This window comes from Thiocystis minor, from assembly GCF_016653465.1.
GTDB classification, from domain to species: Bacteria; Pseudomonadota; Gammaproteobacteria; order Chromatiales; family Chromatiaceae; genus Chromatium; species Chromatium minus.
The window spans coordinates 65,450-90,535 of record NZ_NHSQ01000132.1; the positions used below are offsets into that span (position 1 = coordinate 65,450).

32 protein-coding genes are annotated in these 25,086 nt (G+C 59.4%); 10 read left to right on the forward strand and 22 right to left on the reverse strand.

The window, feature by feature from the left end; all coding sequences use genetic code 11:
- Positions 1-47: 47 nt before the first annotated feature.
- The 17 genes from CCR95_RS18240 to CCR95_RS26145 all read right to left on the reverse strand — a co-directional run bounded on the left by CCR95_RS18240 (position 48) and on the right by CCR95_RS26145 (position 13,948).
- Positions 48-1,478: a BCD family MFS transporter gene (locus CCR95_RS18240; protein ID WP_201097084.1), complete on the reverse strand. Its 1,431-nt coding sequence runs from the start codon at positions 1,476-1,478 to the stop codon at positions 48-50.
- The gene (locus tag CCR95_RS18245) at positions 1,475-2,314 is read right to left on the reverse strand and encodes a YdcF family protein (protein WP_242523331.1); all 840 of its coding nucleotides are present in this window, start codon (positions 2,312-2,314) and stop codon (positions 1,475-1,477) included. The genes CCR95_RS18240 and CCR95_RS18245 overlap by 4 nt, the downstream gene beginning before the upstream one ends.
- Before the next feature lie 35 nt (positions 2,315-2,349).
- Complete coding sequence (lipA, locus tag CCR95_RS18250; RefSeq protein WP_201097091.1) at positions 2,350-3,330, reverse strand: lipoyl synthase; 981 nt, start codon at positions 3,328-3,330, stop codon at positions 2,350-2,352.
- A 117-nt stretch (positions 3,331-3,447) separates the two neighbouring features.
- Positions 3,448-4,020: an isopentenyl-diphosphate Delta-isomerase gene (gene idi / locus CCR95_RS18255; RefSeq protein ID WP_201097093.1), complete on the reverse strand. Its 573-nt coding sequence runs from the start codon at positions 4,018-4,020 to the stop codon at positions 3,448-3,450.
- Entirely contained in the window at positions 4,017-5,369 is a 1,353-nt protein-coding gene (locus CCR95_RS18260; RefSeq protein WP_201097095.1) for a RuBisCO large subunit C-terminal-like domain-containing protein, read from the reverse strand. Before CCR95_RS18260 ends, idi begins: the two co-directional genes overlap by 4 nt.
- A 3-nt stretch (positions 5,370-5,372) precedes the next feature.
- Complete coding sequence (locus CCR95_RS18265) at positions 5,373-5,804, reverse strand: secondary thiamine-phosphate synthase enzyme YjbQ (RefSeq protein WP_201097097.1); 432 nt, start codon at positions 5,802-5,804, stop codon at positions 5,373-5,375.
- Positions 5,805-5,889: 85 nt separating this feature from the next.
- Complete coding sequence (gene pufA / locus CCR95_RS18270) at positions 5,890-6,123, reverse strand: light-harvesting antenna LH1, alpha subunit (protein ID WP_338115437.1); 234 nt, start codon at positions 6,121-6,123, stop codon at positions 5,890-5,892.
- Between the two features lie 101 nt (positions 6,124-6,224).
- Positions 6,225-6,353 carry a light-harvesting antenna LH1, alpha subunit gene (gene pufA / locus CCR95_RS18275; protein ID WP_201097100.1) on the reverse strand — a complete coding sequence of 43 codons (129 nt, stop codon included), beginning with the start codon at positions 6,351-6,353 and terminating at the stop codon, positions 6,225-6,227.
- Between the two features lie 84 nt (positions 6,354-6,437).
- Positions 6,438-6,584 (reverse strand): light-harvesting antenna LH1, beta subunit, encoded by a 147-nt coding sequence (gene pufB, locus CCR95_RS18280; protein WP_201097102.1) that lies wholly within the window; start codon positions 6,582-6,584, stop codon positions 6,438-6,440.
- 175 nt (positions 6,585-6,759) lie between these two features.
- Positions 6,760-7,869: a photosynthetic reaction center cytochrome PufC gene (gene pufC / locus CCR95_RS18285; RefSeq protein ID WP_201097104.1), complete on the reverse strand. Its 1,110-nt coding sequence runs from the start codon at positions 7,867-7,869 to the stop codon at positions 6,760-6,762.
- Positions 7,866-8,840: a photosynthetic reaction center subunit M gene (gene pufM, locus CCR95_RS18290; protein ID WP_201097106.1), complete on the reverse strand. Its 975-nt coding sequence runs from the start codon at positions 8,838-8,840 to the stop codon at positions 7,866-7,868. The genes pufC and pufM overlap by 4 nt, the downstream gene beginning before the upstream one ends.
- Before the next feature lie 16 nt (positions 8,841-8,856).
- Positions 8,857-9,693: a photosynthetic reaction center subunit L gene (pufL, locus tag CCR95_RS18295; protein ID WP_201097108.1), complete on the reverse strand. Its 837-nt coding sequence runs from the start codon at positions 9,691-9,693 to the stop codon at positions 8,857-8,859.
- 117 nt (positions 9,694-9,810) lie between these two features.
- Positions 9,811-10,011, reverse strand: a complete 201-nt coding sequence (pufA, locus tag CCR95_RS18300) for a light-harvesting antenna LH1, alpha subunit (protein WP_201097213.1) — start codon at positions 10,009-10,011, stop codon at positions 9,811-9,813.
- 76 nt (positions 10,012-10,087) lie between these two features.
- Positions 10,088-10,228 carry a light-harvesting antenna LH1, beta subunit gene (gene pufB, locus CCR95_RS18305; RefSeq protein WP_201097110.1) on the reverse strand — a complete coding sequence of 47 codons (141 nt, stop codon included), beginning with the start codon at positions 10,226-10,228 and terminating at the stop codon, positions 10,088-10,090.
- A 557-nt stretch (positions 10,229-10,785) separates the two neighbouring features.
- Entirely contained in the window at positions 10,786-11,706 is a 921-nt protein-coding gene (locus tag CCR95_RS18310) for a class I SAM-dependent methyltransferase (RefSeq protein ID WP_201097112.1), read from the reverse strand.
- A complete protein-coding gene (locus tag CCR95_RS18315; protein ID WP_201097117.1) occupies positions 11,703-13,079 on the reverse strand; it encodes a cytochrome P450 in 1,377 nt (458 codons plus the stop codon). The genes CCR95_RS18310 and CCR95_RS18315 overlap by 4 nt, the downstream gene beginning before the upstream one ends.
- Positions 13,080-13,303: 224 nt before the next feature.
- Positions 13,304-13,948, reverse strand: coding sequence for a chemotaxis protein CheB (locus tag CCR95_RS26145; protein ID WP_338115435.1), 645 nt, complete (start codon positions 13,946-13,948; stop codon positions 13,304-13,306).
- Positions 13,949-14,149: 201 nt separating this feature from the next.
- Between CCR95_RS26145 and CCR95_RS18325 the strand changes: the two genes are divergently transcribed.
- The gene (locus tag CCR95_RS18325) at positions 14,150-14,395 is read left to right on the forward strand and encodes a hypothetical protein (RefSeq protein ID WP_201097118.1); all 246 of its coding nucleotides are present in this window, start codon (positions 14,150-14,152) and stop codon (positions 14,393-14,395) included.
- Between the two features lie 353 nt (positions 14,396-14,748).
- Here the strand turns inward: CCR95_RS18325 and CCR95_RS18330 are convergent, their stop codons facing one another.
- From CCR95_RS18330 to crtD (CCR95_RS18340), 3 genes are all read right to left on the reverse strand, one after another.
- The gene (locus tag CCR95_RS18330) at positions 14,749-15,564 is read right to left on the reverse strand and encodes a carotenoid 1,2-hydratase (protein WP_338115438.1); all 816 of its coding nucleotides are present in this window, start codon (positions 15,562-15,564) and stop codon (positions 14,749-14,751) included.
- A gap of 92 nt (positions 15,565-15,656) precedes the next feature.
- Positions 15,657-17,144 (reverse strand): 1-hydroxycarotenoid 3,4-desaturase CrtD, encoded by a 1,488-nt coding sequence (crtD, locus tag CCR95_RS18335; protein WP_201097120.1) that lies wholly within the window; start codon positions 17,142-17,144, stop codon positions 15,657-15,659.
- A gap of 153 nt (positions 17,145-17,297) precedes the next feature.
- Positions 17,298-18,785: a 1-hydroxycarotenoid 3,4-desaturase CrtD gene (gene crtD / locus CCR95_RS18340; RefSeq protein ID WP_201097121.1), complete on the reverse strand. Its 1,488-nt coding sequence runs from the start codon at positions 18,783-18,785 to the stop codon at positions 17,298-17,300.
- 229 nt (positions 18,786-19,014) lie between these two features.
- On the opposite strand from crtD (CCR95_RS18340), the gene CCR95_RS18345 reads away from it, so the two are divergent.
- The 3 genes from CCR95_RS18345 (at position 19,015) to pufA (CCR95_RS18355) (ending at position 20,045) form a co-directional block, all read left to right on the forward strand.
- Positions 19,015-19,422 carry a hypothetical protein gene (locus CCR95_RS18345; RefSeq protein WP_201097129.1) on the forward strand — a complete coding sequence of 136 codons (408 nt, stop codon included), beginning with the start codon at positions 19,015-19,017 and terminating at the stop codon, positions 19,420-19,422.
- A gap of 209 nt (positions 19,423-19,631) precedes the next feature.
- Entirely contained in the window at positions 19,632-19,778 is a 147-nt protein-coding gene (gene pufB / locus CCR95_RS18350) for a light-harvesting antenna LH1, beta subunit (protein WP_201097131.1), read from the forward strand.
- 24 nt (positions 19,779-19,802) lie between these two features.
- On the forward strand, positions 19,803-20,045 hold the full coding sequence (gene pufA, locus CCR95_RS18355) for a light-harvesting antenna LH1, alpha subunit (RefSeq protein ID WP_201097133.1): 243 nt from the start codon (positions 19,803-19,805) through the stop codon (positions 20,043-20,045).
- Positions 20,046-20,390: 345 nt separating this feature from the next.
- Here the strand turns inward: pufA (CCR95_RS18355) and CCR95_RS18360 are convergent, their stop codons facing one another.
- The gene (locus CCR95_RS18360) at positions 20,391-20,579 is read right to left on the reverse strand and encodes a YgaP family membrane protein (protein WP_201097134.1); all 189 of its coding nucleotides are present in this window, start codon (positions 20,577-20,579) and stop codon (positions 20,391-20,393) included.
- A 423-nt stretch (positions 20,580-21,002) separates the two neighbouring features.
- On the opposite strand from CCR95_RS18360, the gene pufB (CCR95_RS18365) reads away from it, so the two are divergent.
- The 4 genes from pufB (CCR95_RS18365) to pufA (CCR95_RS18380) all read left to right on the forward strand — a co-directional run bounded on the left by pufB (CCR95_RS18365) (position 21,003) and on the right by pufA (CCR95_RS18380) (position 22,075).
- On the forward strand, positions 21,003-21,152 hold the full coding sequence (gene pufB / locus CCR95_RS18365; RefSeq protein ID WP_201097136.1) for a light-harvesting antenna LH1, beta subunit: 150 nt from the start codon (positions 21,003-21,005) through the stop codon (positions 21,150-21,152).
- A gap of 34 nt (positions 21,153-21,186) precedes the next feature.
- Positions 21,187-21,429 carry a light-harvesting antenna LH1, alpha subunit gene (gene pufA, locus CCR95_RS18370; protein WP_201097137.1) on the forward strand — a complete coding sequence of 81 codons (243 nt, stop codon included), beginning with the start codon at positions 21,187-21,189 and terminating at the stop codon, positions 21,427-21,429.
- 214 nt (positions 21,430-21,643) lie between these two features.
- On the forward strand, positions 21,644-21,778 hold the full coding sequence (gene pufB / locus CCR95_RS18375) for a light-harvesting antenna LH1, beta subunit (RefSeq protein WP_201097139.1): 135 nt from the start codon (positions 21,644-21,646) through the stop codon (positions 21,776-21,778).
- Positions 21,779-21,814: 36 nt separating this feature from the next.
- Positions 21,815-22,075 (forward strand): light-harvesting antenna LH1, alpha subunit, encoded by a 261-nt coding sequence (gene pufA / locus CCR95_RS18380; RefSeq protein ID WP_201097141.1) that lies wholly within the window; start codon positions 21,815-21,817, stop codon positions 22,073-22,075.
- A 683-nt stretch (positions 22,076-22,758) separates the two neighbouring features.
- On the opposite strand, the gene CCR95_RS18385 is transcribed toward pufA (CCR95_RS18380), so the two are convergent.
- Positions 22,759-24,162: a BCD family MFS transporter gene (locus CCR95_RS18385; RefSeq protein WP_201097142.1), complete on the reverse strand. Its 1,404-nt coding sequence runs from the start codon at positions 24,160-24,162 to the stop codon at positions 22,759-22,761.
- A 508-nt stretch (positions 24,163-24,670) separates the two neighbouring features.
- Here CCR95_RS18385 and pufB (CCR95_RS18390) point away from each other — a divergent pair.
- Positions 24,671-24,817 carry a light-harvesting antenna LH1, beta subunit gene (gene pufB / locus CCR95_RS18390; RefSeq protein WP_201097150.1) on the forward strand — a complete coding sequence of 49 codons (147 nt, stop codon included), beginning with the start codon at positions 24,671-24,673 and terminating at the stop codon, positions 24,815-24,817.
- A gap of 24 nt (positions 24,818-24,841) precedes the next feature.
- A complete protein-coding gene (gene pufA / locus CCR95_RS18395) occupies positions 24,842-25,084 on the forward strand; it encodes a light-harvesting antenna LH1, alpha subunit (RefSeq protein ID WP_201097133.1) in 243 nt (80 codons plus the stop codon).
- Positions 25,085-25,086: the final 2 nt, after the last annotated feature.

Consider the following 25,086-nt stretch of genomic DNA (forward strand, 5'->3'; position numbering starts at 1 on the left):
GAATCCCGCGCGCGACAACAAAGGACGCGGATCGCTCCGCGCAGGTTCTAAGGAAGCTGATCCAGCCCAATCGTCGACGAGGATCGTACCCTCTTGTCCGCCGCGCGGAGCACGAGCGGGGCGATAACGATCAGCGTCCCCAGCAGCAACAGGATTTCGACAACATAGACAAACGCATAGCCGATCACGGGGCCGGCAAAGTCGGGACCGAGCGCTCCGGACTGCGCGAATCCGGACACCACATCACGCATCCCTCCGCCAAACGCCATCGCAATCCCGCTCGCGGTCGCCTGAACCGCGCCCCAGGCACCCAGCGCGAGACCGCTGTGACCACCTTCAGCCAGGTCCATGGCTGCGGTCAAGGTGCCAACGGCAAAGAGACCGGCGCCAAATCCAATCAGCGCGGTACCGAATCGAAAGAGCGAAGTCGATCCCAGCGACGCCGCGAGGATCACCGCCGCGAAGGCCGCGAGACCAACAACGCCCCCGATGGCCGACAGCCGATAGGTATTCGCGCCGCGGCTCAAGACACGCCCCGCCAGCGCGAATGCCGCCAGCGTTCCGCTCGCCAGTAGCGCGGTTAGCGCCGTGGTTTGAGAAACCGTCATGCCCAGAATCTGACCGCCATAGGGTTCGAGCAGGATGTCCTGCATCGTGAAGCCCGCCGTCCCAAGACCCACCACCACCAGCAAGCGGCTGGCCCGCCCGCCCTGCGAAAATGCTCGCCAGGTTTCGAGAAAAGGCGGACGCTTGATCGGCGTGGCGGCGCGGGTGCGATCGATGGCCTCCTGTTTCCACAAGGCAACCAGATTCAAGAAGATGGTTGCCGCCGCAGCGCCCTGAATCAGCTGGATGAGCAATTGCGGCGTAAAGTTCGTCAGCAACTGTCCGAACAGCAAGGAACTGGCGAGCATGCCGAGTAACAGGGTCACATACAGTAAAGCCACCACGCGCGGGCGTTTCTCGACCGGGGCCAGGTCAGTGGCCAGTGCAAGACCCGCCGTCTGAGTCGTATGCAAACCCGCGCCGACCATCAAAAACGCCAGGGCCGCGCTGATGGTTCCCAGGAGATTCAGGGCGTTGTCGGTATCGGCCAACAGCAGCAGGGCGAACGGCATGATGGAGAAACCGCCAAACTGCAGGATGCTGCCGATCCAGATGTAGGGGATGCGGCGCAGGCCAAAGGCCGAACGGTGATAATCCGAGCGGTAACCGATCAAGGCGCGCAACGGGGCGAAGACCAGAGGCAGTGCCACCATGGTCGCCACCAGCCAGGTCGGAACCCCGAGTTCGACCACCATGACGCGATTGAGCGTGCCGGTCAGCAGGACCATGGCCATGCCGACCGAGACCTGAAACAGCGACAGACGCAACAATCGACCCAGCGGCAGATCGACCGTCGCCACATCGGCGAAAGGCAGGATCCTGCGCACCAACTGGCGCCAGAGGAGTAACCGTGATTCCTTAGGGCGACTCATGCGGTAAACATCTCCAGGAAATTGGTTTGACTGGCAACGGACGGCGAACGCTCGGAAACCCGCGGCGGCCCCTGTATCCAGGTGCGAATCTGATACCAGACACGCCCCACATGCTCGTGAATGGCATAGTAACTCAGCAGAAAGGCTCGCGCGGACGGCAACCAATCGCGGTAGGTCAATTCCGCCCGCCAACCCGGGCGATGCACGAAACCGGTCGGCGCGGGCGTGACCGTCAGGCCGGTTCCCGCGAAGGCGTCGACGGCGCGCGGCAGATGCCAGGCGTCGCTGACCAGCAGGATGTGGGTCATGCCATCGCGTTTCAGCAATTGAGCCGTGTAAGCGGCATTCTCCCAACTGGTTCGACTCTCCGATTCGATCGCCGCGACCGCGATCCCATAGTCAGTGCGCAACAGGTCGGCCATGAGCACGCCCATCGACTGCGGCTCGTCGGGCAGGTGCCCCCCCGAGACATAGATGGGAAGGCCGGTGGTTCGAGCAAGGGTCGCGCCATAGCGCACCCGCCGAAGGCTGGCATCGTCAAGCGTATCGCCCCCATACTCGGGCGCGTCGGTCACGCGCCCGGCGCTCAGAATGACGATGGCCTGCGCCGCGGGCGGAATTGGCGTGCCTGGCCCGCCAAGGGCTGGATACGTTTCCAGGGGTTCCATGAGCAGAGTTCCGACCGGCAGCAGCAGCATCAGGGTCAGGATGGTCACGGCGACAAAGATCAACAGGCGCCCGAGAACCCCGCGCACCAGAAAAAACGCCGCGGTTAGCAACAGGATCAGGATGCCGGGCGGCAGCAGGACACTCTTGAGGATGCTGTACACCATCATGCCGATTCGGTTCTCTGTCTCGACGCGCGCGCGGATCAGGTTGCCGCGATGATGTCGCCCGCCTGGCGATCGGCATGATACGAGGAGCGCACCATGGGTCCGCTGGCGACATTGGAAAATCCCATCGCACTTCCGAGTTCGCGCAACTCGTCGAATTCAGCGGGAGTCCAGTAACGACTGACCGCGAGATGATCCCGGCTCGGCTGGAGGTACTGCCCCAGGGTCAGCATGTCGCAACCGTGGGCGCGTAAATCGCGCATGACGTCCAGCACCTCCTCGCGCGTCTCGCCAAGTCCGAGCATCAAGCCGGATTTGGTCGGTATCTTGGGATGGCCGACCTTGAATGACTGAAGCAACCGCAGCGATCCGGCATACTCCGCGCCGGGCCGAGCACGCCGATAGAGTCGCGGCACGGTCTCCAGATTATGATTGAAGACATCGGGCACGGCATCGCCCAGAAACTCGGCGAGCGCCACCACTTCCCGACCCCGAAAATCCGGAACCAGAATCTCCAGCCGCGTCGCCGGATTGCGGGCGCGAACGGCACGTAGACAAGCCGCGAAGTGCCCTGCCCCGCCATCGCGCAGATCGTCCCGGTCGACCGAGGTAATGACCACGTAGCGAAGACCCATGGTCGCGATGGAGTGCGCCAGATGCTCCGGCTCGTCCACATCGGCGGGTTTGGGCCGACCATGGGCGACATCGCAGAAGGGGCAGCGGCGGGTACAGACATCGCCCAGGATCATGAAGGTGGCGGTTCCACGCTGGAAGCATTCGCCCAAATTCGGGCACATCGCTTCCTCGCAGACCGTGGTCAGCTTGGACTGTCGCAGTAAACCCTTGATGCGCGCCACCTCCGAACCCAGCGGAGCGCGAGCGCGAATCCAGCTTGGCTTGCGGAGCACTGCGCCGCCGAGATCGACCTTGACGGGAATCCGCGCCAGTTTGTCCTGACCCCGCTGATGGGTTTCCGGGGTTGCGCGCGAGGGCGCGCTCAGTGCATCGAATTCGGACATGAAGACGCTCGCGGGGACAGATGCTTCAAGACATGGATACCGAGTCACGCCGATCGCCGCTGGCGACCGCGAGGCCGGGTCCGCTCACAATAGAAGTCAGGTCGTCCTGGGCGCGATTCAATCGACCAGCAATTTCCCGATCAACAGATGGAACCAGGGGGTAAACCAATCCGGATGTAATCGCAGGGCGCGACGAATGGCCGGAACCGCCATCCAGCGCCAGGCACCGATCTCGGACGGATCTGGTTTGGGATCTCCCGTATGGACGCCATGAAAGATGTGCAGGTATTCATGCTCGATCAGTCCCGAGTCCCGATCCTCGGCGCGGTAGATCAACTGCGCGCGCTCGGTAAGCGGCGCGCGGATCCCGAACTCCTCTTTCAAGCGCCGGTTGGCCGCCATCGGCGTCAACTCGTCCGGCCGCGGATGTCCGCAGCAAGTATTCGACCAACGCAGCGCGAAATGATATTTGCTCCTGGCGCGCCGCTGCAGTAACAGATCGCCCTGGGCATTGAACACTAAAATCGAAAAGGCGCGATGAAGTTGACCGTCGCGATGCACATCCAGCTTACCGGACGTGCCCTGCGCTTGATCGTTCTGGTCCACGAGGATCACTTGTTCCACGGCATCGCGCTTTTCGGCCCGCTCCAACGCATCGGCGGCCAGGGGTGGAACCAGTCTAGCGCTCAAGATTGACCTCCAGTGCATGTCCCATCGGACTCGGATGAATGCGCCGTGGCGGCATGTCCAAATGTTTCGATTGCCGCACGCAATTCCTCATGCCGCACGGCCTGCTCCTGAAGAGAAACGCCAGCGACAATCGCCTCCCATGCCTGACGAATGCTCGCCGCCCCTCCGCGAGGCCCCATCGGATGCCCGAATACGCCCCGTCCAGGGACAAAACCGAAATCGATGGTTCCCACCTTCTCGAAGACCTTGCCTAATGTGCCAGCCCAATCGCTCCCGCCAGGAACCGGCAGGCTGCGTTTGATCGCTCCCATGGGCGCAAGACAGGCATCGACATTCACGCGGACTTCTTCGTCCGAGGTGTGCATCCGCTCGCCAAATCCAGGCATGATAATCGCGTCGAACCCGGCAAGTCGCTGGAGTTTGGCGAACACCCTGGAATGGACGCCAAAGTGAGCGAGACGACTGAACGGCGCAATGAAGGGGAAATGAGCGATGAGCGGGACGCGCGCGTGCCGACGCAGCATCCGCACCGCGCTCAGACCAACGGGCATTGCATTGACGAGCAGTGCATTAGCGCCGTTCGCGACCGCCAGATCATGCAAATCGCACAGTCGGTCAACCTCGTCGGTGATGTTCGCAAGATACATCTTGCGGCATCCGGTTTCCTGTTCGGCCCGTCGTCGCGCCGCACCCAGCAGCGCCGAACGCTGGTCCAGCGGACACCATGGAGTATCGGCCAGCATCTCATCGTCCTTGGCAATATCAAGCCCGCCAAGCCAGCCTTCATAGCCCAGCTCGCTGAATGACTCTGGAGGCAGTCCGATGTTTGGCTTGATCACGCCAAAAAAGATCGGCCGGTCATACACCTGAAGCAGATCGCGGAGACCCTCGACACCAAAACGAGGCCCCTCGAACGCCGCCAGATACGCATCCGGAAAACGAATATCCAGCAATTTAACGACCGGCGCGCCAAGCGAAAAAAAGGTGCCTTCGCCACAGACCGCGCTTAACAGGTTTGGGAGACGTGGACCGAAATTTCCGTGGGGATGGGCGATCGTCACACGGCAGGACTGCACGCCACCAGCCCGCGCGCCGCCAATCCCGTAGCGAAACTCGGGCAACCCCGACTCCAATAGGGTTAAATCGATGACACGGGCGGCAAACCGGGGCCTGAGATCTTCGGAGCATCCAACTCGCCGCCACTGCGCAGTTGACTGTTCGGCACAGAAATGCGCCACGGCAACCCTCGGATCGCCAGAACATTCGAGGTAGTAATCGAGGTGAAGATAGGCGTCCTGGTCCAACGCGTCCGCATCGGCGAAAAAACCCGAGCAATCGGAATCCTGCATGCGCTAGCGTTCTCCGGCGAGTTGCACCCGTAACGTCCGCTCTTCGCGCGGACCATCCAGTTCTACAAAAAAGATCGACTGCCAGTCGCCTAATAGCAGTTCCCCGTTCGAGACAAGAATAGTCTCCGAGGCATTCATGAAGAGACCCAACAGATGCGAATGCGCATTTGGCCGTCCGTCGACTGGATTTAGATTATGCCGATACGTAGTCGCATCGCACGGAACGAGCGCGGTCAGAAAATCGACCATATCCCGCTGTAACAGCGGTTCGCTTTCATTCAGGGCCACAAATGCTGTCGTATGCGTGGAACAGATCGTCATCTGCCCGTTCTGTATCCGATTGCGGTCGAATACATCCCTGATCCGATCGGTAATATCGAGGATTTCAATTCGCGCGGAAGTTCGCAAGGAAATGCGATCAGAATGAAAATACATGATGGATCAGTCGATACGTAATCACGACAACGGACAGGGTGAGCTAGCAGCATTTCCCCGCCCGCCGGCGCTTTCGCCGCTACGGTTAGCGGCCTTTTGGCAACGGGACCATCTGGGCGGCGGCCGGAGGCAATGTCTCCGAACTTTGAAACCAGTTAAATGTCGGGCTGCTAAACAGAAGTAAATGAATCACAAAGGCGAGCGTAAACATGGATCCGACGGTGCCAACAATGATCATTCGCACGTCGAAATACTGCCAAATCTGCCACATTTTTTGCATTGATGATCTCTCCCGAAACAGGTTAATCCTGTTATCCATTCGCGCGGCCTTCTCCACAAGGGAATCAAGAGCATCCAAGGATGTGCCAACTGGCGGCACACCCTAGGATGCCGCGGATGTCCTGATGTGGACGCTTACCGCTAGCCGAGCCAATTGAAGGCTGGGCTGCTGAGCAGAATGAAGTGAATCAATAGCGCCAGCACGAACAGAAAGCCAAGCAGGGCAACCAGGGTTCTACGGGGATCGAAAATCTGCCAGATCTTATGCATGTGTATTCTCCAGTCTCTTATGGATGGGCGCTGCGGAAACCAACAATCGCCCGGTCGGTCACGAACATTAAAAACCCTAGACTATTACAGCCAAGGACGCCACAACCACACGAGGATGTGTGCGACAACCACGATCCCCGTGAACGCGACGAAACTGGACACGAAGATGTCATGAAATTCTTTCGCTTCATCTTCGGTCAGTCCAGACATCGAACGGTTCTCGTTAGCCATTGGACGGTTCCTCATTGTTCATCGGGATGGTTAGCGATACTGACGCCAACCGACCCAATCACTGTCCGCGGCGCACCCTTGGAAGAGCAACGCCCGCGACTTTTATTCAGTCTTTCAACGCCGGATTTGCATCCGACGCCAAAGAGCATCCCTGCCAACTTAAACAACCATCAGGCTACAGCTTTTGCGCGGTCGGCGCAGCCACTTCAACCGGTACAGCTTCAACTGGCGCCGGTTCCATGGGTGCCGCCGCATCAGGTGCCACTTCCGGCGCTGCCGCCTTGGTGGGGCCTGCAAGGACAGGATAATCCTTCAGCATCTGTGCCGCATAGAGCGGTTTGTATGCGCCTTGATGGCAGGTCACGCAACTGACCTTGAAGGGGTCGCCATAGGGACCCTTGCGCGAAGCGGGAAGCACGTCATTCAGGGGCCAGAGATAATTCTGGTTGATGTCGCGCACATGACGGATCGCATACCAAGCCGTCGTCCGCTGCGGTGTACTCTGATCCCAAGCAAAGAAAGACCTGGTATTGTGGCAGAAAGTGCAGTTGACGCCTAGCGCATCGGAGATCTGCATCATCAACGCATAGGTCCACTCAGCCTGCTTAATCGACGTGAAATTTCCCGCCGGCAATGCCGTCTGACCAATCACCCGAATCTCATTTGCCTGATCGAGGAACGGGGTAAACGGATCATAGGGCAATGACGAGTAGGCGGCGGTGGACGCCGGCATGTTCTGTCCCGACGGTTTCACGCCGGACGGCTGCCCGGGACCCGGATCAGTCACCCAAACGTACTTGGGCACTGGATTTCCACGGTGACAGGTGTAACAGGTGATCCCAGTATTCGCCACATGCGTTTTCCAGTCCGCATTCGTATTCTGGGTCATCTCGAACATCCGACGCGAGACCACCTTGGTATAGATGTTATCGGATGCGAAATCGCCAGGTACATGGCAATAATTACAGCCTTCCTTCGGCGCAACCCAGAGTGTCACCGCCACCATCAGCCGGGTGAAGTCAGCAACGCTGAGATCGCTCAGAACCTGCACGTTCTTATAGACATCCGTGACCTTGGGGCCACCCGGCGCTGCCGCCGGAAGTGGCTCGGGCGGGATGTTCGCCTTGACGCTCGCCGCAAGGAGTCGCGGATTGTAATTCTGCTCCATCGCCAAGCCACGATATCCGACTTGCACAACTTCCGGCGACGGACGTTCGCAACCGAGCAGGAGTACAGAAGCGACAGCTGCGACTAGCGGAATTGCTGCGTGCTTTCCAATATTCATTGCGACACCCCCTGCAGCGTATATGGGTCTTGAACGAGCACATCGATCGGATAGCTCGGCGCCACACCATGCTTCACTGCCCAGAGATACCAGTTATCGACCACCGTGCCGGTCAACAGGATGCCAATCCCAGCGGTGATAACCGTCAACACCGCGAACCACCAACCCCAGCGATGGATCGATTCCATCGAGGCATTGAAACCCATGGTCCAGCGCCAGAACAAGGCGGCACGTTCGGCGGCTGTCCCACGATCCACGATCTGGTCGATTTCACGATCCCCGCCATACCGACTGACGGCCAGGATGGTCGCGCCGTGCATGGCAAACAGAAGCGCAGAACCATAGAGGAACGCGATCGACACCATGTGGAACGGATTGTAATAGAGATTACCGTAGCGAATGGAGAAGGCCGCCGTCCAGTCCAAGTGCGGGAAGATTCCGAAAGGCACGGCCTCCGCCCAACTTCCCATCATGACGGGACGAATGAACCCAAGACACAGGTAGAAGAAGATCGCCGAGGCAAATGCCCAGGACAAATGCTGACTCATACCCAAGGCTTCGGCGCGCTTGTAGGTCCGAACCCACCACAGGAGGATCGACGCGGTCAGGAAGAAACCGGCCATCAACCACCAACCACCTTCAGAGAGAGGCGGTATGCTCAATCCATATTGCGGCGCGGGCGGCTCAAGGGCAAGCCAGAACAGGTTTCTGACGAACTCGATGGGGTTCCAGTCGACGGACGCCAGCATGTTAAAGCCGATGATCTCGATCGCGAAGAAACCAAAAATCAACGACAAGGTACCGGCGAATCCGAGATAGATCGGCCCAATCTGCGCGTCTCCGATTTTCCCCAGCCAATAGGAGAACATCGGTTTGCCAATCCGGGGCAGACTTCCTTTCGGCAGCGGCACCCCAGGATAGGCCGGAGAGCGCACCTGCACACTGTTAAAAATATTCTGATATTCAGGCATTGTAGTCTCCTAGATCCTACCAGAGCGGGAGCTCAAGCCACCAGTTCCACCATTCCGGCCATCCGCGCGTCCAGAAGGGTCCACTGATAACAATACAAACCGCGCTCCAGAATACGGCGCTGAGGGCCAGGAACAAGCCCAAGCGGTGAATGGCGAGCGCACCAATGGAATAGCCAACGATATCGCGGAAGAAGGTGTTCTCATGCTCACTGGTCTTGACGGGCTCGCCTTCCTGAGGATTCGTCACCGACAGAATCAGCGATCCATGCATTGCAAGCGCCAAGGCATTTGTAAAGAAGAAGGTAATCGCCAGCATATGCGCCGGGTTGTAATGGAAATGCAGGAATTGGTACCCAACATTCGAGACCCAGTCGAGATGACTCATGATCCCATAGGGAAAACCATGACCCCAACCGCCCAGCAGGATGGGACGAATCACGACGAGCGTGATGTAGGCGCCAATGGCGAAACTGAATGCAAATGGCACATGGAACCCGATCCCGAGCTTCCGCGAGATTTCAACCTGTCTCAGAGCCCAAGAGACAAATGCACCGATCGCACAGAAGGTGATGATCTGCCACAAGCCTCCCTCTGTCATCGGCGCCATCCCTAAACCGTAACTGAGGTCGGGAGGAGCGATGCTGATCTGCCAGATATTGAAGGTCTGGAGTTCCGCGTTCGGACCGAGGGTGGCACCCCAGACGATCAGGAGCGTTCCTAGCAATGCGAAGAAGAACGCCGACACTCCGAAGAGACCGACGTAGAACGGCCCCACCCAGAAGTCGAACAGATCTCCCCCGATCAGCGTCCCGCCACGGACGCGGTATTTTTTCTCAAAACTGAGCATGGCCATTGTAAAATCCTCTGCTGGGGAGGCAACCTGGCCGGAAACCTCCTCTTAGCACTGTCGGCGGTAGGCAAGTTTGCCATTAGGGCATGATCTCGCCCGCCACCCCCGTCAAGGACGCGATTACCGTTGCGGTACAACCGGCGTCGCCTGCTGGACCGAAGCGGCGGGAACGCCGTCTTCGAGCCAATTAAATTCGGCGGTGCTGAGCAGAATCATGTGAATCGCAAGCGCTAGGACAATCAAAAATGCGAAGAGCGCGATCAGGACGCGACGCGGATCCATGATCATCCAGATTTTCCACACGTTTTCAGACGGAAACATTGTTTTCTCCTCCAATTAAGGCATAACGGGTAGAGCGGTTGCCGGCACGGTCAGGCACCAACTTCCCCTGAATCGATTACAGCCAGGGACGCCACATCCAGGCAAGAATATGCGCAAAAACGACGATCCCGAAAAATGCCGACATGCTTTGCACAAAGAAACCGTGGAATTCTTGCGCTTCTTGTTCAGTCAGACCGCTCATGCTGGTGTCAGACATTACAAATCCTCCGAATTTTGAGATATTTCATCAGGTTATGCTGCACTTTGCCCGTGCTGCAGAGGGCGCCATGGACCAACCCACCACGGCAAAGAAACCACTCCGTACACGCCAACACAGATCCCTTTGCGTCGCCCGGCTGAACGAGGATCCCGGAAGCGTTTACCCCCTATTTGGCAGGGTCCATGCCACACGGATCAAACTCGCTTCGCCGCGCACCATGCGTCAACATCCAATCAACCCTGGCAGAATCGGCAGCGGCGCGGAACGCATAGATACAGCGCTGGAACCTGTATCAGATGAGGTTCAGCTAAAACCCTTCCGAAGTGGTTTGATTCAGGTGTCAGTCTAGCTTGACTGACGCAGATGTCAATCTGCATTTACACATGATTTCTTGACCTCTTGCGTGACCCTGCCCCGCCTCAACCTCAGGTGGCCGAGATCGGGACAGGAAATCTCCGTGGAGTGCCTCTTGATGCAGGCATGGGCCGCGATTCAGAACCGCCTGCGTTCAGGGATGGTGGCTAGCCAGATGCCGTTAACCACCGAGACCAAGGTCAGGGGAAAACTCCAAGCGGCTCTGCAAATGACTGATCGGCGCTCGGCGTGAGCTCGAGCTGCGCCAGCGTGGCGAGCGGCTTGCCGCCCGCGGCGAGTGACGGCAGCAAGGTACGCTTGCGGTGATGCCAGGGCAGTGGAGGCAGCAGATTCCGCTGCGCGCGAAAGCGGATGCGCGGGGCCATCTCGACGTAATCGCGCGGGTCCGCGATGGCGAAGCGGAAGCGGGTGCGCATCCGCCGAAAGGTGTTGCCAAGCCGGGAAAAGGCGAGCAAGGCCGGATGGTAGCCGTCGACCAGGAGATCGGCCCCGGCGGGCGCCAGCCTGCCAAGCGCGGCGAGACAGCCTGCAACCTGCTCAGCGTCGAGGTAGGGCAAAACCCCTTCCAGGATAAACACCGGCCGCGTCTCGTCGAGTGCCGCGGCGACCTCATCGAGCTGATCGGGCAGTGCTGCGCGAACGTGCCGAATCCGCTCCGACGCCGGCAGAAGCTGGTCGCGTAGCGCCATGACCGGCGGCAGGTCGGCGCAGACCCAGCGTCGCACGCGCGCCCGCCGTGCGGGGTCCAGTGATGCGTCAAGTCGCACGGGAAGGGTATCGAGACCGCAGGCGAGCAGCACCAGGGTGCGCTCGATCGGCTCGCGCAGGAATGCTCCGAGCGCTTCCTCGATCGCCAGCGAGCGGCTGAGACAGAGCCGCATCGGGAAAGGGTCCGATCCCAGCTCGGCGCGATCGATCGCAAGCTTTGCCGCCAGGGCGCGCGCTGCGGCATCGTCGAATGCGCTCCCAGGCCACAGCCTTTGGGCCTCGGCGCGGGCGAGCAGTGGGATCAGGAGGGTGCGGCTGACGCCGTCGAGCGTCGGCGCGACCCGCGCCGCGCGGCCAGTGCCAGGAGTATCGGCCTTGGCTGTTTCGCTCACCTCGGGGTCACATGCAGCAGCAGCGGTGCCGAGGGCACCATCATGCCGGCGAAGCGAGGCTCGATCGGACCCGCGGTCGCGCGATCGAGCTGCAGTCCGCGCACGAGATGAGCCAGCAGCAGAGTGCCTTCGATCAGGGCGAAGCGGCGCCCGATACAACTGCGCGGTCCACCCCCGAAGCCCAGATGATGCGCCTGCATCAGGTGGTCCGGATTGATGTTTGGGTAGCGATCCGCCCGGAAGCGGTGCGGCTCTGGCCACAGCCGCGGGTCGTGGTGGATGGCGAGGATGTTGATGATGATCTGATCGCCGGCACGGATGCGGTAACGGCCAAGGACATGATCGCTGACGGCATCGCGGAGCAGGATCGGTGGCTGCGGGTAGAGACGGAGCGCCTCCAGGAAGGCGCCCTGGGTCAACGGCAGGGCCTGTACCGCGTCGGCGTCGGTTGGCGCCTGGTCTAGCGGGTCCACCTCGGCGCGCAGATGCTGCTGCAGGTCCGGGTCGCCGGCGATCTCCCAAAGCGCCCAGCTCAGCGCGATCGCGAGCGAATGATGGCCGGCGATGAGCATGGTCATGAGCTCGTCGCGCATCTCGTCCGGGGTGAAATGCTCCGGGTCTTGCTCGCGCTGGAGAAGCCATTGGCCGAGCAGATCGCTCGGATCCTCGTCGTCGTTCAGATGGCGGCGACGGGTGTCGACGATGCGCGCCAAGATCGCTTCCGCCTCGGTAATCTTGCGCCGGAAGGCGAGGTTGGCTGGCGTCGGCCAGCTCAGCGGCGGTGCGAGGAGGCTGCTTCCGCGTTTTACGAGTGTATCGAGCAAGCGGTGAATGACCTCGCTTACATCCGCGTAGCGAGCATCGTAGTCGATGCCGAAGAGTGTCCGCAGTAAGGCGATGAGTGTGGCGCGGGAGATCTCCGCGATCAGATCCACCGACTGTCCCGCCGGAAGGGCACGCCAGCGCTCGGCCAGGAGTCGAGCCGATTCGGCCATCGCCGGCGCATATCCCGCCAAGCGACGACCGGACATGGACGGGTTGGCGAGATGGCGATGCTTCTTCCAGCGCTCGCCGTCGTTGATCAGCAGACCCTCGCCAGTCACGGCGCCGAGCCGACGCATCAGGCGGCCCTTGCGATAACGCCGCGCTTTGTCCAGCAGCACCTCCCGGATCAGCGCGGGATCATTTAGCTGAAACAGCCGAAAGCCAAGATAGTCGAGACGAACGAAGGGCGTTTGCGAGGCCCGCGCAAACAAAGTCAGGAGATCCCGACGGAACAGCGGGGGCAAGGACGCCAAGGCCGATAAGGTCGGCGGCTGGGCGATGACCTGGTCGGGAGGTGCCAAGGGGTCGGTGGCGGGATACAGTTGCATGGTCAATCCTGACTGGCGGCGGTTCGTCGCGGCCCCGTCCCTTTAGACATCCAGGTCGGCGACCAAACGCGGCGAGCCATTCAAGCCGCCCGCGGCTCCAATAGGCCTGCTGGCGACTCTGATCGAGTGTCAGTCTAACTTGACGTTATCAAATGTCAATTCGAGTCATGAAAGAGACTCCCGAGCCACTCGTCCCACCGGCGGGAAAGACCTTCTATCGCGTCTCACACTGAACCTGTTCCAGCAGACGGTCCCGCAGTCGATGGAGTTCGACCAGTCGGGAAAGGGCCTGCTGAGGACGGCCCCGCGCGTGGAGATCCACCAACTCCGCCGCCAGCGCATGCGTCCGCAGGTGCAAGCCGTCGATCGCCCGCACGTTCGGCGTCATCGCCTGCCCGAGGGGAACCTCGGCGCGCAGCCAGGCGCCGAAGCGGCACTGATCCGGATCCAGCAGCGGCGGGGTCGCGCGCCTCCCCCCGCAGGTGTTCCTCGATCGCGGCAATCCAGGCGCGATACGCCACGCACGCAGCCATGTCTCGGTTGGGCGGAATGATGTAGGCGCAGTTGGGCCGCACCACCATCCCATCCTCGACCTCGGACACTCGCATCCGGGTATAGCGGCGGATCAGGTCGCTGAGGATGCTCTTGTGGTCCGGGGCCAGATGCTGCACCAGCACGAAGGCCATGTCCGGATCGGTGTCGGCGGGCATGCCGGAGAAGAAGGCTTCGAAGGCCGCCAGCCCACCGACCGAGGCACCGATGCCGACGATGAGGAAGTGTTCCGGGGGCGTTTCGTCCGTCTCCGGCACCGGGGCGTCGTCGGGCTTGACGTCATGCACCGTCGGCGTGGCCTGCGCGTTCTGCTTCATCGTCCATCCCCTCTGATTGGAACCGCATGGATTCGGTGCTTAGGCGATTGTCTGACTACAGCCTTTCTACCTAAATTCGGCATTTAGAACCGCAAAGGCGCAAAGTACACAAAGAATAACAAGGGCTTGAAATGCGCATCACGATCACCCTGTGGGTGATTGTCGTCATCGAGACAAGACATTGAACGACTGGCGCTCTTCGTGTTCTTTGCGGTTCAACTGCTCTTTTTAGGTTCTACGGATGAGGCTGTTAACCAAACAAAGAGCGGTCAGCCGCCAGCAGCCAGCAGCCAGCTTTTGGAAATCATCAAATTCGCCATTGGGCGAGACCTGCCCTGGTTCACCCATTGGGTGAACGCCTCAATCAGCGAGAACCTCGACCAATCAACGGCTGGTCGCTGGCGGCTGATTGCTCTTTCTAGGGTTAATCATGATTGTAGAAGCTGAATTCCTGCTGTTCTTCGGTGGAACCTTCAATGATCCATCGCGACACGATCAACTCGGGCGCATCGGGGTAGCTGGCGATGAGCTGGTCGACGAAGACCTACACCATGCGACAGAGATCCTTGGTCAAGACGGCATTCTCCAGGCGCGAAAACCTTGGCCCACGGGCCAGGGTCCATCGACGGGAGGAAATCGCGGGGGCTCTTGGGGAAATTAAGGGATAGGCGACCTCGTTTGGCTTCATCCGAAGCGTTCTTGACGGAACACCAATTTTATCAATTGGTTAAACGAGAGTCGCCCTTGCTGTGTTTCATCCGGGCCAGACAGTACCCGACGATCAGTTTGACTCAGCGGCGTCAGCGCCTTGGCATCCGATAGGGGAGCAGATGCTGCACCCAGGCCGAACGAAAGCGGTCGAGGGACAGGCTCTCATGAACGGCCTCGACCGGCCGACCCATTAAGTGGGATGCGATCACCGAGCGGGAATAGAAGGGGGTGTCCTCAAGCGTCTTGACGATGCGCGGCGGCTGGCCGCGATCCGCCTGACTGCCGCGCGCAACCTGCCAGATTGGCGTCCGCGGCAGACGATGGTTCGGCGGCGACTCGAATTCGCTGAGCGTTCCGTCGGACCCGAAATGAAGGGCAAGCGAGAGGGGTTGGTCATTGCGCCGATCGACGTTGTAGAGGATCGCACTCTCCTCGCCCATCCCCGCCCGCGACCAATCCCAGTAGACAAAGGCGTCTTCCAGTGGCTCATCGCCCCAATTGCGGTCGAAATAGGCGTGTCCGGTCCAGCGGATCTTCGGGCGTTCGAGTTCGACTTCCACGCGTGCGCTCGGCGCGATCGGGCGCCACCGGTGCCGCCCCTGACTGTCGAGGGTAAAGCTGCGCTCGTTGACAAAAGTTGGCGTCAGATGGACCTTGCCACGCACACGCTGCGGGATGGGCGTTCCGATCTCGTCAAGTTGGATGGTCAGCGACCGATCCGCATTCCAATGAACCGCACTGGGTCCGATCTTCAATGCCGCGGCATTCTGCGACACCGCGCCGGCCCGGCGTTCGGTCATGGTCCAGCGGCGCTCCTCGCCGTAGAGACAGACATTCATCGAGCAGTAGTCGTGCGGATCGTCCTGACCACGGCGGCGACCCTTGAAATAATAGGGCGAGAACACGCTGCCGATGAACGCAATCAGGGTCAGGCCATGGCGGCCATCGTCACTCAGCGCGTCGACATACCACCAGGCATAACCGCGCGGGGGGACGGTCAGGTCGAAGTCAGGTCCGCCAGGAGCGCCTCCGCCGCCAAGCGTCCCGAGATGGCCGCCATCGGCAGCCCCGGTCCCGGATGCACGCTGCCCCCCGCCAGATACAGCCCCGGCACCTTGCTGCGCGCCCCCGAGCGACTGAACGGCCCCCGCCATCCGTGCGATGTTCGACCGTACAGCGCCCCACCGGTCGCCGGAAACAGACGCTCGAAGTCCAGCGGGGTCGTCCTGACCAGATTGCCCGGATGCCTGTCGACCCGCAGGCCACAGCGTGCCAGCAGTGTGAATGTCTGCTCCTCGCATTGATCGATCTCTCTCGCTTGAAGGGGATTGGTATCGCCGCGTGCCGGCGCATTGACCAGGCACATCAGCCGCTCGGGGCCAGCTCCGGCCACCTCGCCCAAATCGTCGCGGTCCTGGGCGCAGACATAGACGGTGGGTTCGTCCGGAAGCCGGCCATGTTTGAAAATCGTGTTGAACTCAGCCGGGTAATCGCGGCAAAAAAACACATTGTGGCGCACCAGCGGAAAGCCCGCCGTCGATGCGTGCAGACTCCATGTCATCGCCGACAGCGAGCGCGCGGAAACGGGATGAGGACGCACCGCGCGTTTGGCCGAAGCGCCCAGGAGCCCAGCCGCAAGCGCGGCCGAGTCGGCATTGCAGACGACGGCATTGGCGGCAAACCGCTCGCCATTGTCCAGCAGGACACCACTGACGCGACCGCGGTCGATCAGGATTTCGCTCACTCCGACGCCATAGTGAAACTCAACGCCGCGCCGGGATGCCAGCAATGCCACCGCCTCGGGTAAACGCTGGATGCCGCCCTCCACCATCCAGACGCCTCCCTGCTCAACATGGGCGACGATCCCGAGCGTCGGCGGCGCCAGAAAGGGCGACGAGCCAACATAGGTGGCATAACGACCAAACAACTGACGCAGGCGGGGGTCGGGAAAGAAACGGCCCAGATCGCGCCACAGCGTCGAATAGGGTTTCAGTCTGGCGACATTGAACAATCCCGAGTCCAGAACCAGCGAGAGCGGCGTCGGACGACCTTCATGGATGAAGGCATGCTCCAGCGTGCGATACATGTCCGCCGCGCGGCCGCAGAAATCGCGAAACAGGCGCGCCTGGGCGGCGCCGGAAAAATCGCCGATCGACTCGACCGACCTCTCGATATCCGCGAAGAGATCCAGGCGCTCATGTTCGCTCCAGGCGTGTCGCGCGAGAATTTCAGCCGGCCGCAGCCGAAGGTGGTCCGTGAGCGACGCGCCGGCGTGAGCGAAAAGCTCCTCGAAGACTGGACGCATGGTCAACACAGTCGGACCAGAGTCGATGCGGATCTGATCGATGGTCAGTTCGCGAACCTTACCCCCGACCGTTTCCCGCTTTTCCACGAGCGTGACCTTCAGTCCGCCAGAGGCTAGGCGCAACGCAGCCGCCAGCCCCCCCATCCCCGCGCCAATGACAACCACCCGTTTTTCAGACATACACATAACTCCGTGACGACACAACACCCCCAAACACCCCAGCGTCCCAGTGGACCAAGGCTAAGGTGGGGGGCTCCATCGCTTGACAAAACGGAGTCAGGACAGGCGATCGCATGAAAGATAGAGAAATCCTGATGGCGCCGAGACTTCCTCTTATCCGAACTGAGACAAAAGCGTGGTCGCCGCGATGCGCCCCGAGATCGCTGCCATCGGGATGCCCGGCCCTGGATGGACGCTGCCGCCGGCCAGATACAGCCCCGGAATTTTGCTCGTGTTGCCCGGACGATCGAATGAGCCGAACAAACCGTGGGTCACCCGTCCGAACACCGCTCCCCCGGATGCGGGATAGGCCTTCTCGAAATACGCGGGCGTCGTCACGGCAATCTCTTGGCTTTGCTCCAGGGTGAGCCCGCAGTGTGCCAGCAGGGACATGACACGCGCCTCACAGCGCCGAATCTCTTGTTCGGTAATGGTCTGCGTGTCGCCACGCGCCGGCGCATTGACCATCACCAACAGACGCTCGGGATCCACTGGCGCGGGCGCATTGGGATTGCCGCGATCCTGCGCGCAGATATAAACGGTCGGATCAAGGGGCAGTCGTAGCTCGTCGAAGATCGCCTTGAACTCCGGCGCATAATCGGGAGGGAAGAAAACGTTGTGGTATTGCATCGGAAAACCGGCGGGCTTTGCAAGCAAATTCCAGGTCACCACCGAGTGCGAACGCTTGGCCGGCGGGATCCGGGGAACCGCCTTTTTCACCCCATCGCCGAACAGGCCCTCGCCGATCGCGGAGGCGTCGGCGTTGTAAATCACCGCGTCGGCCGAAAGGCGCTCGCCGGTTTCCAGTCGGATGCCAGCGGCTCGCCCGCCTTCGACGAGGATCTCGGAGACCTGCTCGCCGTAACGCAGCGTGACGCCCTTCTCCTCGGCGAGGGCCGCCAGCGCTTCCGGTAGCCGGTGAATGCCGCCGTCCACCGCGTAAACGCCGCGGCTCTCGACATCGGCGACCAGCATCAGCGTGGCTGGCGCCAGATAGGGTGACGCGCCGACATAGGTGGAATAGCGGCCGAACAGTTGACGCAGACGCTGATCCTTGAAGTAACCGCCGAGGGCCTGCCAGAGGGTGAAGACCGCCTTGATCCGCGTCAGCTCGCCGATGCCGCTCCAACCGAAGCGACCAAAGATGGAGAGCGGTGTCGGTTGCGTCGAACGGATGAAGGGGCCTTCGAGTGCATTGAAGACCCGCTTCGCGTGCTGCGTAAAGCGACGGTAGCCATCCGCCTCGGCAGGGCCGGCGAATACCGCGATCGCCTCGGCCGAGCGCTCTTGATCGGCGAACAGATCCAGCCGCTCATCCAGGCTCCAGGCATGGCGGGCGAGAATGTCAGCCTTATGCAGCGTGACGCGCTCGGTCAGGGACGCGCCAGCCTCCGCGAAAATCTCCTCGAACACCCATGGCATGGTTAAGACGGTGGGGCCGGTATAGAAGCTCTGCTCGCCCACATGCTGCTCGCGCAGCTTGCCGCCCGGACGATGGCCGCGCTCCACGACAGTGACGTCAAAGCCATTGATTGCCAGCTTCAGGGCCGCGCTTAAGCCGCCCATGCCTGCTCCGATCACGAGGATACGCTTATTCCGCATGCGCTTGCCTTGCCTGCTCAAAATGAATTGAATGGAGTGCCAGTCTGGATCTTTAGCATGGCTCTGCCTTGCCAGATCAGTGTCAATTGAGTTCAAATGATTGTCCAGTTCACTGGACATTCGACCCCGTGAAGTCTACATGACAGACGCCGGCTTGCACAGCCGGGAGCCCCCCGTCTTCCGCGCGGCCTGTCGGCATCATTACGATCATTAGATAGAGGAAGTATCGTTGAACTACGCAGCAAGAAGTATCTGGCCCGAAAAGTCCTCCGTCTGGGAGTATTTAGGCGCGGCGGAAAGCATTGAGGATTTCGCCTTGATGTACGCCACCGACAAGACGCTTGCGGTTGGCACCGAGTTCGTGGTCATCGAAAAGGCCGGCGCCGATTCGGACATTCAATTTTTCAAGGTTAGCCGCGCCGAGCCCTACGCATTAACCCCCGCCTCCCCGCGCGTCGAGAGCGAGACGACGCCAGACGACCCTCAACAACAGCCCGCGCCGAAGGAGCAGAGCATTAGCGAGGTCTGGTACGCCATGTTCCATCATTTCCTGTTTTTCGGCAAAGCGACCGCGACCGCGTTTCTCTTTTTTCTCGCCTTGATTTTCATCGCGAAATGGGGTTTTAACGCCTGGTGAGAAGGCACGCGGCAGCCTTCGCAAGCACTACTGTAAATTTATCTTGACACAGGTGATTGTCAGGCTAAACTAACACTCGTGCATTGCTGCTGGGTCGAGTCCCGCGAAGGGTTAAATGACAACACCAGCTCAACAGCAAGCCTCGTTACGCATCCCCTGACAACCTAATCGATAGGGTGCGTGTCACTTACAGTTAAGAGGATAAGACAATGGCAGAAATGTCGAAGAATCTGTCGGGCCTGACCGATCAGCAAGCGAAGGAATTCCACGAGCATTGGAAGCACGGCACCTGGAGCTGGGTCATGATCGCCTCCGCCGTCCACGTCGTCACCTGGGTCTATCAGCCCTGGTTCTAAGATTAACCGTCTAGGAGATTTCCGATGCAAGTACCTTATCTGTTGGCCGACCCGACCGTCACCGCTCCTAACCATCCTGAAGAGGATTGGAAAATCTGGACCGTGATCAACCCAGCAACCTGGATGGTGCCTTTCTTCGGCATCCTCTTCGTGCAGATGTGGATGGTTCACAGCTACGCGCTGTCGCTGCCGGGCTATGGCTTCAAGGATTCCGTGCGCGTTGCCGCGCCTGTCGCCGTCGTCGCTCCCGCGCCGCTGGCTCAGTAAGGCATCGTCTGCTTTCGAGCGGTTCGGCAGTCGTTGCTGCACCGCTCAGTTACTCGTCTCTATCTGTTAGCGATCACTTGAAAGATCGCTCGCCAGTCGGTCATTTCTCGCCGTTCCTCACCTGCAGATCCTTTGTTTCCGAGTTTGCACCCATTGATGTGTCGCTTGCACAATAGGGCACTCATCCACCGCAATCAAACCATCTCCCCCGCGCCAGCAGACGTCGCTATTCGGCGATTTCCGAAAAAAAGCCTACCCGTTTGCACCATCTTTTCGTTCGTCTTCAACGACGAGCAAAAAAGCTGCAAGCCGGCAGGCTGTTCGACAAAAATCGCCTGACCCCCGTTACTTCCCGGTGGTATCGATATTCATTGGAACATAAGCCGGGCACCAACGCAGATACGCGGTACCAACCAGAGCCAGACCGATCAGCCCCAGCAGGTTATGATCGATCAGGCCCCACAGCGCGATCGCAACGCCAGCAACGAAGCGGATATTACGGTCCGTATCGCCAATGTTTTTAGTCATGTTCATGTCGAAACTCCCAATTTCAAAGTTATGGACTGGCCGCCCGATGGATGACATCGGGAGCCAGATTGGATTGAACCGTTACCTTCCATGACAGTGCCACGGCAGACCCTTCAAGGAATCAAGATTTCAATGAACGCGATGCTTTCAGATGCGGCGAATACCCAAAACTGAATCCGAAACATCCCGCTTCACTCGTCGACTCACCGAAACCTGCTCCTCCGAGACCCCGCTCGCCAAGACCGCTGGCCGGGAAAAGCTCAATATCCTTGTGTAAATAGATCTTGACACAGGATAGTGTCAGGTTAAACTAACACTCACGGCATCGCAAGCAGACATGCACCATTCAACATGGCGTCATCCAGTGAAGCTTGGCGAGCCCACACTGGCCGAAACGGCCAATTCATCTTCGACTAGAAGGAACCAACAATGGCTGACGTAAAAATGGCAAATCTGTCAGGTCTGACCGACGCGCAAGCGAAAGAATTCCACGAGCATTGGAAACACGGCACTTGGAGCTGGGTGATGATCGCGTCTGCGGTCCATGTGGTCACCTGGATCTATCAGCCCTGGTTCTAAGTACGCTCTCAAGCCCAAGTTAAGGAGAAATTTCATGCAAGTTCCCGTCATGTTTGCCGATCCGAACATCCCCGCACCAAACCATCCTGAAGACGATTGGAAAATCTGGACCGTGATCAACCCAGCAACTTGGATGGTGCCTTTCTTCGGCATCCTCTTCGTGCAGATGTGGCTGGTTCACAGCTATGCCCTGTCGCTGCCGGGCTATGGATTCAAGGATTCCGTGCGCGTTGCCACACCTGTCGCCGTCGTCGCACCTGCGCAACTGGCAGAGTAAAGTCGCGCCACAGCGTTCCAAGAAATCATTACATTTCTCTGTAAATAAATCTTGACACAAACCCGTGTCAGATTAAACTAACACTTAAGGCAACGCGATGCGGACATTCACCGTCAAGCAAGACGCCAACAAACAGGCAGATGCGTGACGGGATCATTGGCGAGCCTACACAGGCCAGTATGGCCACTCAAATCTTCGACTGGAGGCATCTGCAATGGCTAATCTGTCAGGTCTGACCGACGCGCAAGCGAAAGAATTTCATGAGCATTGGAAGCATGGCACTTGGAGCTGGGTGATGATCGCTTCTGCGGTCCATGTGGTCACCTGGATTTATCAACCCTGGTTCTAAGAACAATTTCCAGTTCAAATTCAAGGAGATATCCAAATGCAAGTTCCTGTCATGTTTGCCGATCCGAACATCCCTGCACCGAACCATCCTGAAGACGATTGGAAAATCTGGACCGTAATTAATCCAGCAACCTGGATGGTGCCTTTCTTCGGCATCCTCTTCGTGCAGATGTGGCTGGTTCACAGCTATGCTCTGTCGCTGCCGGGCTATGGCTTCAAGGATTCCGTTCGTGTGAAGACTCCGGTCGCCGTGGTTGCACCTGCTCCTGTAGCAGCGCCTGCGGCTGTCGCTCAATAGGCGACATCATTATGATGCGCCAGTGTCCGGATTCATAAAATCCGAGATCCAAAGCATCAATGATTGAACGGATTCGGCCCCTTTTGATTCATGAATCAATGAATCAAAAGGGGCCGAATTTGTTTTGTCTGATTGGCACTAAACCGTGTCCCCGCCCAAAACCGTCGATGCGCCAAACGTCGAACTCACTCGAAACCCAGTCTCGCTTTGTACGCGGTTTAGAACACCGCGCCAGATCCGCTCAATCGAGACATGGCGCAAATAGTCACACCGCACACATACCCGAAAACCTTCTGACCGCGCGCTGATCGCCTGCCCCCCCCTCCCGCGCTGGTTCATCGGATTCATCGTTCCGATCAAGAAAAGCTGTCCTCCTGCCAAATCTTTCAGGATAGGTGACCGGCCATGGAGAACGACCCGAAGTCGGTTTCGCTCAGGCAGGGCCTTGTCGAGGATGAAGGGGAAATCCGGAACGCGGTGCCTGAAGCCGTTCATGGTTCGAACCTTCGACGGGATCAGGACTCACTACGACGGCTTCAGGGACACCGCGAACGGATGCCATTCTGGTATGTGCTTCCCCGGAAATCACTTCGGTTGATCCGAAGTGTTCCGGGCATCGCCTGAACGATCATGCTGGTCAAACCGAGACTTGACGCCGCCAAGGACTGCCGGCGAGACGCGGTTCACGGCATCTGATCCAGGCCGAACTTTGACGGGGACTGCGGCCCATCACGCCGCGAACGCAAAACAAGCGGCAGGATCACAACCAGTGCCGCGATCAACAGGACAATCTCAATCCCGTAGACGAGGCGATAACCCAACGATGGGGCAATGAGATTTTGCCCCAGAGAGCCAGAGATCGCAAAACCAGTGACCAGATCCCTCACGGCCCCGCCGCTGGCAATGGCCAGTCCCTGACTGGTCGCCATCACGGCTCCCCAGGCGCCCAACGCCAGACCTGTATGACCGCGTTCGGCGAGAGCCATCGCCGCCGTGAGCGTGCCGACTCCAAGCAGGCCAGTACCAAAGCCAATCATGCTGGTACCCACCCTGAAGAGCATTGGCGATTCGGCAGTCGCGGAGAAGATGACCAATGCGAAGGCAAGGATTCCGATGAATGCCCCGGCAGCGGCAAGACGATAGGAATCGCCGCCATGGCTCAACAGGTAGCCTGACAATGCGAAGGCGAGAAATGTGCCGCCTGCCAGCATCGCGGTTAACGATGTCGTCTGCGAGACCGTTAACCCAAGCACTTGAGCCCCATAAGGTTCGAGCAGAATTTCCTGCATGCTGAATCCGGCGGTGCCAAGACCGACGACCACCAACAAACGGCTGGCGTGACCGCCTTGAATGAAGGCGCCCCAGGTCTCGCGAAAGGGTGGACGCGGGATATTGGCCACGGCGCGCTTCAAATCGATCGATTCCTGTTTCCAGAGCGCGATCACGTTCATGATGACGGTGGCCAGGGCCGCGGCATGCACGACCTCAACGAGGCGCTTATGCGAAAAATCCTGCAGGAGATGACCGAACAAGAGTGCACTGACCACCATGCCGAGCAGCAACATTGCATACAGCAGGGCCACCACGCGCGGACGCTTTTCGGGGGTGGCCAGATCGGTCGCCAGCGCAAGCCCCGCGGTCTGCACCGTGTGCAGACCGGCACCGACCAGCAAAAACGAGACGGCCGCGAAAAACTGTCCGATAAACGCCAGATTATTGGAAGGATCCGCCAGAATCAGGATCGAATACGGCATGATCGCAAAGCCCCCGTATTGCAGCATGCTACCAAGCGCAATATAGGGGACACGACGCCAGCCAAACGCGGAGTGATGATAATCGGAGCGGTGCCCGATCAAGGCTCGCAGCGGCGCAAACACCAGGGGTAGCGCGACCATCAGCGAGACGAGCCACGCCGAAACGCCCAACTCGACCACCATGACACGGTTGAGGGTACCGTAGAGCAGCACCATCGCCATGCCCACGGAAACCTGAAACAACGAGAGACGCAGTAATCGGATGAGCGGAAGCTCTGTCGTACCTGCGTCGGCAAAGGGAAGAGCTATGACAAAATTGAGTAATCGTTTCATTCCTACGGAAGCTCCAACGCTTGTCGGTTGCGGCTCTGGCATCACGCCAGCGGCATCGGACACCGACATGGTCGATCCAGCGATCACGCCATTATGTCCGTCCAGTGTACTTGACATCTTAACCTGAGAAGTTTACCTGACAGCCGCGGACTTGCACAGCGAGCGGATAACTGTCCTGCCATTTGGGATATGGAGGTATGGAGCAAAATACTTCAAGAAATCAGTTTCTCCGCAAAGGGTACCACCGCCTTGCCGACGCAGATCGCTGGCTCCCTGGAAGGCCGAACCGAGGCAATCGCGAGAGGATGCGGGCCGGACGTGGATCACCACTGTAAATAAATCTTGACACAGGCGATTGTCAGGCTAGACTAACACTCGTGCATTGCTGCTGGGTCGAGTCCCGCGAAGGGTTAAATGACAACACCAGCTCAACAGCAAGCCTCGTTACGCATCCCCTGACAACCTAATCGATAGGGTGCGTGTCACTTACAGTTAAGAGGATAAGACAATGGCAGAAATGTCGAAGAATCTGTCGGGCCTGACCGATCAGCAAGCGAAGGAATTCCACGAGCATTGGAAGCACGGCACCTGGAGCTGGGTCATGATCGCCTCCGTCGTCCACGTCGTCACCTGGGTCTATCAGCCCTGGTTCTAAGATTAACCGTCTAGGAGATTTCCGATGCAAGTACCTTATCTGTTGGCCGACCCGACCGTCACCGCTCCTAACCATCCTGAAGAGGATTGGAAAATCTGGACCGTGATCAACCCAGCAACCTGGATGGTGCCTTTCTTCGGCATCCTCTTCGTGCAGATGTGGATGGTTCACAGCTACGCGCTGTCGCTGCCGGGCTATGGCTTCAAGGATTCCGTGCGCGTTGCCGCGCCTGTCGCCGTCGTCGCTCCCGCGCCGCTGGCTCAGTAAGA